The following is a 12,697-nucleotide window of genomic DNA, read 5'->3' on the forward strand; positions in this document are numbered from 1 at the left end:
ACAAAAGCGGAGCAGCGCTTTTATTTAAAGGGTTTCCTGGCCAGGCTGCCAGTTGGCCGGACACAATCCGCCTGTCTGAAGAGCCTGAAGCACGCGCAGCGTTTCATCTACATCACGTCCGATGTTATTATGATTAACTGCAGAATACATCAGTTCACCTTCCGGACTGATAATAAATAATCCGCGCAGCGCTATTCCTTCATCTTCAATTAATACGCCGTAATCGCGAGATACTCTATGATTCGTATCTGCTGCCAGCGGATAGTTAAGACCGCCCAGTCCATTATCGTCCCGTGAAGTATTAATCCAGGCTTTATGTGCATGTATGGTATCTGTAGAGACGCCGATTACTTCTGTATCCAGCTCTTTGAACTCATCAAATTGATCACTCACTGATGTGATTTCTGTGGGGCATATGACAGTAAAGTCCATCGGGTAGAAAAACAATACCGTCCATAGATCATTTTTCATATTCTCTTCGAGACTTACTGTGCCGAACTCCTTGTTTGGCATGACCGCATCCATTTTAAATCCTGGTGCCTGCATACCTACCATTCGTTTTTCAGTCATATTGTGTTCCACTCCTCATATACTGCTTTTCACGTATTTCATTGTAATATGGAGCTGTTTTGAAAGTCAAACAGAGGACATCAGCCTTTATGGCAATTATGTTTTTTCAACATCCTTAACGTATGGTATACTCTTTATCGTGCTTTATTCTAATAGACAATAAAGAGAGGAGATCCGTTTATGCCGGGTTTTATTGACGAAACAATTATTACTGGAGTTTTAAGCGCCGCCCTTATGGTGGTTATCCAAATTATCTTAGCTGTAGTAGGCTACTTTATTGCAAGAGCCGTGGGAAAGCGGATCATCACACGTGGGTTTTCCAAAATGCAGGAAAAACGAAACATGCATCCTGGAAGAGTAAAAACTATTTCCAAGCTGCTCGTTAACGTTTTTTCCTACGTACTTATTTTTGTGCTGATTACTATTATTTTAGGTATTTTTAATCTGCCTATTGCTTCATTGATCGCAGGCGCAGGTGTGGTCGGGCTGGCAGTTGGTTTCGGCGCGCAGGGCCTCGTCAGCGACGTTGTAACGGGAGTTTTTCTGCTGATTGAAAAGCAGATTGACGTTGATGATTATATTTCTGTGGCAGGCCTGGACGGCGTGGTCGAAGAAATCGGTCTCCGCACCACTCAGATGAGAAGCTTTGACGGAGTTCTTCATTTTATTCCCAACAGAGAAATCATTACGGTCAGCAACTATTCCAGAGGAAACATGCAGGCCCTTATCGATATAGGCATTTCGTATAATGATGATATTGATAAAGCAATATCGGTGCTCCAGGAAGCGTGTAACAAAGTAGCGTCTGTTCATCCTGAAATTGTAGAAGGACCTGATGTTGTTGGTGTTCAATCACTGGGAGATTCTGAAGTAGTTCTTCGTATAATTGGAAAAACAGAAAACATGATGCAGTGGGCTATGCAGCGCGAGATTTTAAAAGCCTGCAAGGAAGCCCTTGAGGAAAATGGAATAGAAATACCATTTCCACACCAAGTGTATATTGATAAACACGAGCCTGCTTCTATTAACAAATAAAAGCAGCGATCAACCATCCGAAAAAAAACGGCGTCTCTTATAAAAGAGCGCCGTTTTTCTATTATCTGCTTTTTAAAAAGTCTGTCAAAAATTTAACAGCGGTATTCATTGCTTCTTCTTTAGGCTCCAACCGCGAATCATGGAGGCCGTATGGGGTATCAACGCCAAGCCAGAACATCAATCCCGGCACTTCGCGCAGGAAGTAGCCGAAATCCTCTCCGGTCATCGCTTCCCCGCTCTCCACATAGATTACTCCGCCATGCTGTTGGGCAAATTCCCGAAAAGAAGCGGCAATCTCATGATTATTGTATACCTGACAGTAGTTGGCGCCCCAGTCAATTTCTGCTTCGCAGTCAAAAGCTGTTTCTATACCGGCAGTGAGCTGCCTGATTCTTGTTTTTACTTTCTGCATGCTTTCTTCCGAGAGCGTGCGGATGGTCCCTTCCAGTCTGGAAGCTTCAGCAATGATATTCTGCTTCGTACCGCCTGTTATTTTTCCGATTGTTACAACGGCAGCATCAAGCGGGTCTACGTTTCTTGCCACGACGGATTGAATCTGCGTAACAAGATGGCTTGCAGCGACAACCATATCATTGGCCAGATGAGGCCTGGCTGCATGACCCCCTGTACCTTTTAGATCAATAAACAGTTCTGACGTATTGGCGAATAAAAGACCAGGTTTAGAGGCCACTTCCCCCACCTTTCGCTCCGGAGCCACGTGAAGGGCATATATTTCATCCGGTTTCCATTCCAGAAATGGCGCGGCATCAAGCATTGGCTCTGCACCACCCGGACCTTCTTCAGCCGGCTGAAAAATAAACAGCAGATTTTCTTTAGGCTGTTCTTGAGAAAATGTGTGGACAAGCCCCAGCGCAATAGACATATGAAGGTCATGTCCGCAAGCATGCATCATTCCCGGATGAAGTGAGGGAAACGAGTAGGTCGTGCTCTCCTCTATAGGAAGCCCATCCATATCAGTGCGGTACGCTATCGTTTTAACAGGGTCTGAACCATGGATAAATAAAAAAATGCCGGTGTGCCATGTTTTCCACTCCATGTAATCCGTTTTCCATAAAGCAATTTTATCGAGAAGATATTGCTGTGTTTTCCATTCTTTGAATCCCGGTTCCGGTATTTGATGAAGCTCCCGGCGGATAGTAGTTACGTTCACACGGATGCCTCCTGACGCCTGGATATTAGTTCTTCTTTAAAAGCCTGGATAAAACTGTCTGCTTCCTCTTTCTGCAGAGTCAGCGGTGGCAGCAGCCGGATAATTGTCTGCTGGGCTATATTAACCATAAATCCCCGGTGCAGCAACGCCTCCTGAATGCTTTTCACTTTTTCTGCATCGGCATCAAGCTTTACGCCGAGCATCATTCCCATTCCCCTGATTTCCTCTATTTCGGTTTTCAGCTCAAACTGAAGACCTTCGAGCTGCTGTCTGAAATAGTCCGCTCTCTGCCTGCCTTCTTTTAATCCATTCTGTTCAAATAAAACGTCCATGACAGCATTTCCAAGAGCTGCACTCAGCGGGGAAGGTCCAAAAGTAGTGCCATGATCGCCGGGCGCAAATTTATTTTCCAGCTTGTCGCCCGCAATAATCCCCCCTAATGGCAGACCTCCTCCAATTCCTTTAGCAAATAAGATCAGGTCTGGTGTGACTGCTGCCTGTTGATATGCAAAAAACGTTCCGGTTCGTCCGATCCCCGTTTGAATCTCGTCTATACAAAAAAGAACATTGTATTTTCTGCAGAGCGCTTCCGCTCCCTGGAGAAAATCTGTGGACAACGGCGTAATGCCGCCTGATCCTAAAATAGGTTCTGCCAGGAAAGCGGCCGGCTTTTCTTTCACCAATACTGATTCAAGCTGTTCCAAATCCTCCGGCACTGTTTCAAATACAGGATAATCCGCAGCCGGAAAGTCCTGATAAATACCCGGTTGTCTTGTCAGCTTGACCACCCCAAGTGTTCTACCATGAAAGCTTTTTTCCAGTACAACAATTCCACGTTTCTCTTCTTTCTGTTCTTTTTTCCATTTATGCACGAGCTTTACCGCGGCCTCTGTCGCTTCTGCTCCTGAATTAGCAAAAAAATACTTTTCCGGGAATCGAATGTTCTATCATCCGTTCAGCCAGCTCGATCGCAGGCTGATTTAAAAATATATTGGAGATATGGAGAAATTTTTCCGATTGTTCGCCCAGTTTTTTTAAAAGATAGGGATGAGAATGGCCGAGCAGGTTCACGGCCAGGCCTGTAAATAAATCCAAATAGGCTTTCCCTTCCGTATCGAATAAGTAATTGCCTTCTCCTTTTTCCACTGCTATCGGAAGTCTCTGGTATGTAGACATGATAGCGTTCTGATCTCGTTCCATCCAGTTCATGTGCTCTTATCCTTTCTCTCTTCTATGATCTTTACATTATAATATAAAAAAGCCGTCCGGCTAAATAATTTCCACCGGACGGCCTAAAAGAATATGCTGTTTTAGTTATCGTCGTTAAGACGGCGGAGCTCCTGCTTAATTTCTGTTTTACCTTTTGTTTTCTCATCAATCTCTTTAATCACACGGGCCGGTGTGCCGGCTACTACCGTATTTGGGGGAACATCCTCTGTTACGATAGCTCCTGCTGCTACTACAGCACCTTCGCCTACCGTTACTCCTTCAAGAATTACGCAGTTTGCCCCTACTACCACTCCATCCTGTACGATAACAGGCTGAGCGGAAGGCGGCTCAATAACGCCGGCAAGTACAGATCCTGCACCAATGTGGCAGTTCTTGCCTACTGTTGCTCTGCCTCCCATGACAACGTTCATATCTATCATTGTGCCTTCTCCAACAACGGAACCAATATTGATAGAAGCACCCATCATGATAACCGCACCTTTACCGATTTCCACCTGATCACGGATAATCGCTCCCGGCTCAATACGTGCTTCAATTGCTTTTGTATCTAAAAGGGGTATAGCAGAATTGCGGCGGTCGCTTTCTACTACATAATCTGTAATTTTATCTTTGTTATCATTAATGCCTTTTTCAATGTCGCTCCACTCCCCGAAAAGAACACCTGTATTCCCTTCGATAAAGCGTTTTGTTTCATTTCCAAAACCGATCGCATCCAGGTCTCCCTGAATATATACTTTTACCGGTGTGGATTTTTTGCTTTCTGAAATAAAAGCAATGATTTCATTTGCATCCATTTGTTTCATCAACGTATCCTCCTTAGAATCTTAACAATCTCCTACATAGAGTATCATATCAAGCCTTTGAAGGAAACCGTTGCGTATGGAAAGGATTTTTTTAATACATATCGAAGTATTACAAAGATGACTAAAAAAGGAAGTGATACGATGGGATTTACAGCTGACATTTGTGATGATTATTCAGACGTAGTAAGAGTAGCCGATCCATTATTTAAACGATACGGGCAGAAAACCCATTTTTCCGGACCTGCAGCCACAGTACGCGTATTCGAAGACAATGTGCTTGTCAAAAAAGCGCTTCAGGAAATACCGGAAGGCTCCGTATTAGTGGTCGACGGCGGCGGGTCTTCCCGCTGTGCCCTGATGGGAGATAATTTAGCAGAAATTGCTGTGGAGCGGAAACTTGCGGGCGTGATCGTATATGGATGCATCCGTGATTCTGATGAAATAGCCGATATGGACGTCGGAATTTTTGCTCTTGGAACAAACCCGATTAAATCAATAAAAAAAGGAATTGGCGATGCCAATATTCCAGTGGTATTTGCCTCCGTTAAATGGCAGCCCGGCGAATGGGTGTATGCTGATAACGATGGAATCCTTCTTTCAGCAGATAAATTGGATTTGTAATTGCTAAGCATCCTTTCATCAAAAAAGCCAGCCTCTACAAGTAGAGAGCTGGCTTTTTCGGTTTGAACGTTTTATGATTTTGTTTTCTGGAACTGCGCCGTCTCTGTAGAACCTTTAAGTGCTGTAGTAGAAGACGTTCCACCGGTAATTACCTGGGCTACTTCATCAAAATATCCGGTACCAACTTCCCGCTGGTGGCGCGTTGCAGTGTAGCCTTTTGCTTCACTGGCAAACTCTGCCTGCTGCAGTTTAGAATAGGCTCCCATTCCACGCGTTTTGTAGCCTTTAGCCAGCTCAAACATGCTGTGGTTCAACGCATGGAATCCGGCAAGCGTAACAAACTGGAACTTATACCCCATCTTTGCAATTTCCTGCTGGAAGGTTTCAATCGTTTCATCATCCAGATTTGCTTTCCAGTTAAATGAAGGAGAGCAGTTATAGGCAAGCATTTTCCCCGGGAATTTCTCATGAATGGCATCAGCAAATTTCCTGGCTTCCTCGAGATTCGGTTTGGATGTCTCGCACCAGATAAGGTCGGCAAACGGAGCGTAGGCCAAGCCTCTTGCAATTGCCTGATCAATACCCGGCTTTGTACGGTAAAAGCCCTCTGCTGTACGTTCACCGGTTATGAACTCCTGATCGTAGGGATCAATGTCACTTGTTATAAGATCGGCTGCATCCGCATCTGTTCTCGCAAGAATAATGGTTTTCGTTCCGCTTACATCTGCTGCAAGACGGGCGGATATTAAATTACGTACGGCATTCTGCGTAGGAAGCAGAACTTTTCCGCCGAGATGTCCACACTTCTTTTCTGAAGCAAGCTGATCCTCAAAGTGTACACCGGAAGCACCTGATTCAATCATACTCTTCATTAGTTCAAATACGTTCAGCTGACCGCCAAAGCCTGCCTCGGCATCAGCTACAATAGGGGCGAAGAAATCCGTATCTCCCTCCTGCTCCATATGCTGTATCTGATCTGCACGCTGCAGCGCCTGATTAATACGCTGAACTACGCTTGGTACACTATTTGCCGGATACAGGCTTTGATCGGGATACATTTGTCCAGCAAGGTTGGCGTCTGCTGCCACCTGCCAGCCGCTTAAATAAATCGCTTTCAAACCTGCTTTCACCTGCTGCACAGCCTGGTTTCCTGTTAACGCACCCAGAGAGTTTACATATGGCTCTTCATGAAGAAGCTTCCACAGCTTTTCCGATCCCCGCTTTGCTAAAGTATGCTCGATTTCAATAGACCCTCTTAATTTAATTACATCCTCCGCACTATAAGGCCGTTCAATACCTTCCCACCTGCTGTCTTCTTTCCACTGCTGCTCGAGCTTCTTTGCATCTTCTTGAATAGATCCCATTTTTATCTCTCCCTTACGAATACTGTTTTATAACAGTTAATTTAATATGTTTTTATATTATAACAGTATTTCCGTTTTTGCAACCCCTTACATTGATTTTTTCTAAAAAAGTTAGAACAGCATCTTTTTGTCATAAACTGTTACATAACAAAAGCCGAACCCGTTACGGGTTCGGCTTTATTCCGGTTAATTTGTTACAAATACAGAAGTAGCTGCCTTTTGTTCGGCTCTGTCGATCCTGCGCAAACTGAGCGTACAGCTCAATGTAATAATCAGTACAGCAGCTGCACCTGTAACCACGCCCGGCCATCCAAATGAAGGCCAGAGCCAGCCAAAATAGACACTGCTTAATCCGCCTCCCAAATAATAACTGGTCAAATACAGTCCTGATGCGCTTGCTTTTGCCTGTACAGCATGCCTTGTCACCCAGGAACTGGAGCTGGAATGGACAAAGAAAAAACCAAAACTTAATGTAAGCAGCGCTATTAATATAACAGGAAAAGAAGGAACGCTTGCGAGCACAATACCTATCGCCATTAAAGCGATTCCAATCAGCATGCAGCTTGTCTGATTCCATACCTGCGCCATCTTTCCAGCCAGCGTCGAGCTGAAGGTTCCAGCCCCGTATGTTAGAAAGAGCAGACCGAGTATAGTAGCTGATACAAAGAACGGCTCACCATTTAAAAGATACGTAATAAAGTTAAATACGCCAATAAATACGAAAAAATGCAGCCCGCCGATAATATAGGCCAGTGCCATTTTTTTATCTTTCAGATGCATCCAGTTGTTCTGCAGCGTGGTTTTAAAATGAAATGGTTTCGCTGTAAACTGGGTGGATTCCGGAAGCATAAACCAGACAAAAATCCCAATGCCTACGCTCACTCCGGCCATTATTATAAAAGCCAGCTGCCAATCCGACGCATCTGCAATAATGCCGCTTGCCACCCGGCCGCTCATCCCTCCGAAACTGTTTGCGCTAATATAAATTCCTACTGCTACTGTCATAGCTTTTTTGGAATATTCTTCGCTGAGATATGCCATAGCCGCTACCGGTATACCTGCTAAAGCAGCTGCCTGAAACACCCTGGCTGCCATCAGCCAGCCAAAACTCGGCGCCATGCTGATAAGAATGGTGCCCGCAATACCAAGTATCATGGATATAAATAAAATATTTCGTCTGCCAAAGGCATCAGAGAGGGCGCTGTATACAAAAAAAGTAATACCCAGCACAATCAATGGAATGGAAATGATCAGGCTCGAGGCAACTTCAGATACTTGAAACTCTTCACTCAGCATAGGCAGAAGCGGCTGCGGATAATATAAGTTCGCAAATATTAAAAAAGAAGCGGCTCCGAGTGCCGTAGTAGCTTTCCAAAATGATGCGGTTTTTGCTTCAATCATGGTATATATCCTTCTTTCCATCACACTTTCTTCTATATTTGTATGCTATCATGAGCATATTGATAAATAAAATATATAATAAATATAATAATTATGCTTTTTTGTTATGAAAGGAGATTGTTATGGAAAGCAGAGCTCTTGAATATTTCCGGGAAGTAGCTGCCTGCCGGAGTTTCACAAAAGCCGCTGCATCTCTTCGTATTGCACAGCCCGCCGTCAGCCGTGCGGTTCGTCAGCTTGAAGAAGAGCTTGGCGTCCGCCTTCTTATCCGCGACAAAAGACAGATCCGCCTGACGAAAGCTGGAGAAAAGCTGTATGGACATGCTATTGATATGCACCGCCTGCTTGCAAAAGCAAAAAGCGATGTTCTTAATATGCAGGATCTTACTCAGGGAGAAGTTGAAATAGGACTGCCGTCGATGGCCGGTTCTTATTATTTCCCCGACCAGATTACGCGTTTTCTGAAAGCCTATCCCGGCTTGTCTGTTTCCATATATGAAGCAGGCACTTCCGCTATTGAAGAAGCTATTATAAACGGAGAAATCGAGCTTGGCACCATCGTCACAGATGAAGGACGAAAATCATCCAGTCAGCTAACGATTCATCCTTTTTTGGCGACACAGATGGTTGCTGTCGTTCCTCTCGATCACCCTTTTGCCTCCAAAACTTCCGTCTCTCATGAAGAAGTGGCGGAAGAACCGCTCATCTTATTTAAAGAAGGATATTATCAGAGGAAAGTTGTCGATCAAATCAGCGAAAAAAGCCGGTCGTCCCGTTCACCTTGCATTCGAAACAAATCAACTTTCCATGGCAAAATCACTGACGGAACGCGGCCTTGGTATTACAATTTTTTGGAAATGGTCATTCAGGATGATGAAAAGCTGGCAGGCGTTCCTTTAGATCCTCCCGTCCGGCTGACGCTTGCTCTTGCCCATCGCCAAAAAGAATCTTTATCACCTGCCAACAAAGCTTTCCTGCAGTTTCTCCTTGCTTAAATAATAAAACCCCGGCTGCACAGCCGGGGTTTTATTATTTATTTGAATGCTCTGCATGCCTTGTTTTTTCTGCGATTTCCTGTTTAATCGAATCAGGCCAGGCCTGCGCTGGAGCATTTTCAATATAAACCGATTCGGAAGGAAATGCGATGTCTACTCCTTCTTCCTCCAAAATCTCCATTACTTCAAAATTGATTTCCTCTTTTGTTTCAAACCAATCCACCCAGCCTGTGGCTTTCGTAAAGAAATACACGAAAATGTCGAGGGAAGAAGAGTTAAACTCGCTGAATCGCACAATGATCAGATCTTTATTCAATTTTATCATTTTCCTGAAGCGTGTCTTCAATTCGTTCTACTACACGCTGCACATCTGCTTTAGGCGTTTCGTATTTCACACCTACATTAAAGGTTATCTGACGCTTTCCCATTTCCGACCAGTTTGTTATTGCTTCATGGGCCAGCGTTTTATTAGGCACAATGACGAGAGAATCCTCGAAGGTGCGGATTTTTGTACTCCGAAAATTAATATCCTCTACAAATCCCTCGACCGTGGCCGAAGCAATCCAATCTCCCTTTTTAAAAGGACGCTCTGTTACAATAATAATACCTCCGAGAAAGTTACTGAGCGTTTCCTGAGCTGCAAGCGCAAATGCCAGGCCGCCCAGACCCAGTCCGGCAATTAATCCATTAATATCGTAATCCCACTCATGAGCTATAATTGTAATGGTTAATGCCAGAATCACAAAACGAACAATACGGGAGAGAAATGGCAGCAGCATGCTGTCCTCGCCATCATCCATCTTACTCGACAGCTTATAGAACATGGAAGAAGAGGCTGCTGTGAAATTAAAAAGCCCCCATCCCATTACAATAATAATAGAGGTGCGGTAAAACCGGTTTACAATACCCATATAGTCCCCTTGAATCGGTAGAGAGAGCAATGCTAAATACAAACCAAGTATCGCAAAGAAAAATCGAAGCGGTTTTTCAAACGCAATAATCACATTGGTGAACACATCAGTCGGTGTCTTTTTCGCTATTCGGATCAGCAGTCGGAAAATATATGTCGTCAAATATCGTCTTAAAAAGAATATGAGAAAAAATATTAATATAGCAAATCCTATATCAATCCACGGCAGGTTTATGAAAAACTCCTGCGTTCTCATCCAAAAATCTATCATAGGTACCCTCCGGATGTTATTTACTGTTGAACAAAACACATCTTACCACATCGTTCGAAGATTCTCTAGTTCTTCCTATGAAAGACCAGAAAAGCTTATTTGTCCCATTATAATAGGCGGGTCTGGGATAAATAACCGGACAACCGGGCTTTTCAGATCAGCCTTTTCCACAAAAAAAGCAATTGGCAGGTCTGTCCGCAGGCAGACTATTTACTTTTTTATTGACAAAACCTACCTGTACAAGGTAAATTAATAAAGGTTCATCTATCCAGCTGCTCCGTTAGCTCAGCTGGGAGAGCGCCACCTTGACAGGGTGGAGGTCACTGGTTCGAGCCCAGTACGGGGCACCATAACACACAAACGCTACAAGCCTTCGTATAGAGGGCTTTTTCTTATGTCTTCTTTACATAGAAAAATGGATAAAATGCAGGGTGGAGATCATTTGCAAACATTTTGCAAACATGAAAATTTCTACTCTGTTTTTTTTATTTTAAGTCTTATTACTATAGTTATGTTTTAAAGAACACTTGTTCGCGTATAATACCTTTTAAAAGGAGGTGATCGCATGGCAGAAAATAAGTTAACTCCTGATTCTAATATGCGCTGGGAATCCATGCGAATGATATTACCCGAACATAAGGATGCCTGGGAGAAACGGAGAGCATCATCTTTGCATGTACCAAAGCCTATATTGGATGAACACAGATGGGATGAGTTAGAATTGTTGCTGCATGAAGCGCTCGAGCACAGAATCTTTTTGGAGTTTACTTACTGGAAGGAAGGCCACTTTATTACGTTCACAGGTGAATGTGTGTATATTAACATGATGGATAAGCAGTTTCATGTGAAGAATAAAGAGGATATTTGTTATATAAAGTTTGATACATTGAAAGATATTCAAGTTATGTAGAGAGGGCTGATGCCCTCTTTTTCTATGTAAAAAAGCACCCACCCGGAGGTAGATGCTGATTTTTACTGATCGTACTTTTATTCGCCTACTGCTTCTAAGAACTTTTTATTGTTCTTTTCCATTTCTATCTTCATGTTTCTCTCTTTTCTTTCTAACACACTAATCTTATAATCCAGTTCTTTTTTTAAGTCTTTGGTAGTCTTTGGGCTCAATCATTCCTGAACTATATACATTTTCGAGAAGCTGCCTATCGAGTAATAATTCCTTCTTATTCACTCGAACCACCATCCCTTCCATTAATATCAGAGGAACCATCAACGCTTAATGATTCTTGACTAGCTCTTTCCGCCATTGCATATTGTTGTTCTATAATTATAGCACGAATTAGACTGCTATAAAGATAAATGATATCTAAATTACTTTTTTCAAAAGCATACTTAGAATCTACTGTCATTACCCGAAACCTTCTAAGTATATACAAACCATAGCATTGTATATTTTTTTAACGTCTTCGTTAGGCGACCAGTCGTCATCTTGGGAAACGTCATCTATAACTAAATCTATTTCTTTTCTATAGCATCTTCCAGCTGTAGATTTATCTATTTCTAGTTCTCTGTTCCCGTAATATTGATCTGGAAAACCAATACTTCCTGTACGAAATTTAAAGACTGATCCCTGTTTAATCCATATCGCACATCTAAAATCACCACTAGAATGACTTTTAAGGTTGGATGACATTGAATTAATACACTTATTTAATAAACTTTGTGCTTTAGCTATTTTTGAATTGCCGGTTTCTGATTTGATCTCTATGTATTCGTCACATGCCTGTTTCAAATACCCCATAGAACCAGAGTATTGAGTGCACACACCTTTTAAATTTTGAATTTCCAATATAGTCTTTTTGTTTTCTGTTGTTATGTCTAATATTTTATTTTCTTTATCTAATGATCTTCTTCCGGAGTTAGCAATCAATAAAAAAATAATTGCTAAAAATAATTATAAAAATTAAAAATATTGCTCCAGAAATTTGATTTGCCCAAGACGGCAAAGACTGGATCCAAGTAGTTAATATTTCTACCAATAAATTCACCACCAGATTATGTAATTATTTATAGACTACTAGATTGTTAAATACTTGTATATATTTATTTATGTAGGAGAGGGAAAGTCCCTCTCTTTTTTATTTCAAATGGTTTGCTTTCAAAGCTTGTTCTTGTTTCTTTCCTTTGCTACCCAGATAGTTATTCTTCCACATAGCCCAAGTTACTAATCCAGCAGAGACAAGATCAACAGTAGCATCTACGGTATCCTGTCCAATTTCAAAGCCGAGTATCTGGCTGCTTACTAACTGTAGCATTACCTAACAGAGCGGCGGTGAAACGAATGATTGATGCTTTATCCATGTCTTTCATA

General features: G+C 42.6%; 14 protein-coding genes, 1 tRNA gene and 1 pseudogene. 5 read left to right on the top strand and 11 right to left on the bottom strand.

What is annotated here, in order from left to right:
- Nucleotides 1–24: 24 nt before the first annotated feature.
- The gene (locus MMY81_RS23280) at nucleotides 25–570 is read right to left on the bottom strand and encodes a peroxiredoxin (protein ID WP_120192405.1); all 546 of its coding nucleotides are present in this window, start codon (nucleotides 568–570) and stop codon (nucleotides 25–27) included.
- A 180-nt stretch (nucleotides 571–750) separates the two neighbouring features.
- Between MMY81_RS23280 and MMY81_RS23285 the strand changes: the two genes are divergently transcribed.
- Complete coding sequence (locus MMY81_RS23285; RefSeq protein WP_252314719.1) at nucleotides 751–1,605, top strand: mechanosensitive ion channel family protein; 855 nt, start codon at nucleotides 751–753, stop codon at nucleotides 1,603–1,605.
- 61 nt (nucleotides 1,606–1,666) lie between these two features.
- Here MMY81_RS23285 and MMY81_RS23290 read toward each other — a convergent pair whose 3' ends face one another.
- The 3 genes and pseudogenes from MMY81_RS23290 to dapD form a co-directional block, all read right to left on the bottom strand.
- Nucleotides 1,667–2,782 carry an N-acetyldiaminopimelate deacetylase gene (locus MMY81_RS23290; RefSeq protein WP_252314732.1) on the bottom strand — a complete coding sequence of 372 codons (1,116 nt, stop codon included), beginning with the start codon at nucleotides 2,780–2,782 and terminating at the stop codon, nucleotides 1,667–1,669.
- A pseudogene (locus MMY81_RS23295) lies at nucleotides 2,773–3,985 on the bottom strand (aspartate aminotransferase family protein). Before MMY81_RS23295 ends, MMY81_RS23290 begins: the two are co-directional and overlap by 10 nt.
- A gap of 101 nt (nucleotides 3,986–4,086) precedes the next feature.
- Nucleotides 4,087–4,809 carry a 2,3,4,5-tetrahydropyridine-2,6-dicarboxylate N-acetyltransferase gene (gene dapD / locus MMY81_RS23300; protein WP_120192408.1) on the bottom strand — a complete coding sequence of 241 codons (723 nt, stop codon included), beginning with the start codon at nucleotides 4,807–4,809 and terminating at the stop codon, nucleotides 4,087–4,089.
- A 117-nt stretch (nucleotides 4,810–4,926) separates the two neighbouring features.
- Between dapD and rraA the strand changes: the two genes are divergently transcribed.
- Nucleotides 4,927–5,430 (top strand): ribonuclease E activity regulator RraA, encoded by a 504-nt coding sequence (gene rraA / locus MMY81_RS23305; protein ID WP_374562648.1) that lies wholly within the window; start codon nucleotides 4,927–4,929, stop codon nucleotides 5,428–5,430.
- A gap of 71 nt (nucleotides 5,431–5,501) precedes the next feature.
- On the opposite strand, the gene aceA is transcribed toward rraA, so the two are convergent.
- Nucleotides 5,502–6,794, bottom strand: coding sequence for an isocitrate lyase (gene aceA, locus MMY81_RS23310; protein WP_252314720.1), 1,293 nt, complete (start codon nucleotides 6,792–6,794; stop codon nucleotides 5,502–5,504).
- A 186-nt stretch (nucleotides 6,795–6,980) separates the two neighbouring features.
- A complete protein-coding gene (locus MMY81_RS23315; RefSeq protein ID WP_252314721.1) occupies nucleotides 6,981–8,195 on the bottom strand; it encodes an MFS transporter in 1,215 nt (404 codons plus the stop codon).
- A 122-nt stretch (nucleotides 8,196–8,317) separates the two neighbouring features.
- On the opposite strand from MMY81_RS23315, the gene MMY81_RS23320 reads away from it, so the two are divergent.
- A complete protein-coding gene (locus MMY81_RS23320) occupies nucleotides 8,318–9,190 on the top strand; it encodes a LysR family transcriptional regulator (protein WP_252314722.1) in 873 nt (290 codons plus the stop codon).
- A 34-nt stretch (nucleotides 9,191–9,224) separates the two neighbouring features.
- Here the strand turns inward: MMY81_RS23320 and MMY81_RS23325 are convergent, their stop codons facing one another.
- On the bottom strand, nucleotides 9,225–9,506 hold the full coding sequence (locus MMY81_RS23325) for a mechanosensitive ion channel family protein (RefSeq protein WP_252314723.1): 282 nt from the start codon (nucleotides 9,504–9,506) through the stop codon (nucleotides 9,225–9,227).
- The gene (locus MMY81_RS23330; protein WP_252314724.1) at nucleotides 9,499–10,371 is read right to left on the bottom strand and encodes a mechanosensitive ion channel family protein; all 873 of its coding nucleotides are present in this window, start codon (nucleotides 10,369–10,371) and stop codon (nucleotides 9,499–9,501) included. The genes MMY81_RS23325 and MMY81_RS23330 overlap by 8 nt, the downstream gene beginning before the upstream one ends.
- Nucleotides 10,372–10,645: 274 nt before the next feature.
- On the opposite strand from MMY81_RS23330, the gene MMY81_RS23335 reads away from it, so the two are divergent.
- Together MMY81_RS23335 and MMY81_RS23340 are read left to right on the top strand one after the other, a co-directional pair.
- Nucleotides 10,646–10,721, top strand: a tRNA-Val gene (locus MMY81_RS23335).
- Nucleotides 10,722–10,936: 215 nt separating this feature from the next.
- Nucleotides 10,937–11,281, top strand: coding sequence for a YolD-like family protein (locus tag MMY81_RS23340; RefSeq protein ID WP_252314725.1), 345 nt, complete (start codon nucleotides 10,937–10,939; stop codon nucleotides 11,279–11,281).
- 268 nt (nucleotides 11,282–11,549) lie between these two features.
- Here the strand turns inward: MMY81_RS23340 and MMY81_RS23345 are convergent, their stop codons facing one another.
- From MMY81_RS23345 to MMY81_RS35745, 3 genes are all read right to left on the bottom strand, one after another.
- Nucleotides 11,550–11,735 carry a hypothetical protein gene (locus MMY81_RS23345; RefSeq protein ID WP_252314726.1) on the bottom strand — a complete coding sequence of 62 codons (186 nt, stop codon included), beginning with the start codon at nucleotides 11,733–11,735 and terminating at the stop codon, nucleotides 11,550–11,552.
- Nucleotides 11,735–12,256: a hypothetical protein gene (locus MMY81_RS23350; RefSeq protein WP_252314727.1), complete on the bottom strand. Its 522-nt coding sequence runs from the start codon at nucleotides 12,254–12,256 to the stop codon at nucleotides 11,735–11,737. Before MMY81_RS23350 ends, MMY81_RS23345 begins: the two co-directional genes overlap by 1 nt.
- 208 nt (nucleotides 12,257–12,464) lie before the next feature.
- Nucleotides 12,465–12,641: a phage holin gene (locus MMY81_RS35745; RefSeq protein ID WP_374562654.1), complete on the bottom strand. Its 177-nt coding sequence runs from the start codon at nucleotides 12,639–12,641 to the stop codon at nucleotides 12,465–12,467.
- Nucleotides 12,642–12,697 lie beyond the last annotated feature (56 nt).

The sequence above is a fragment of the Sinobaca sp. H24 genome, assembly GCF_023845525.1.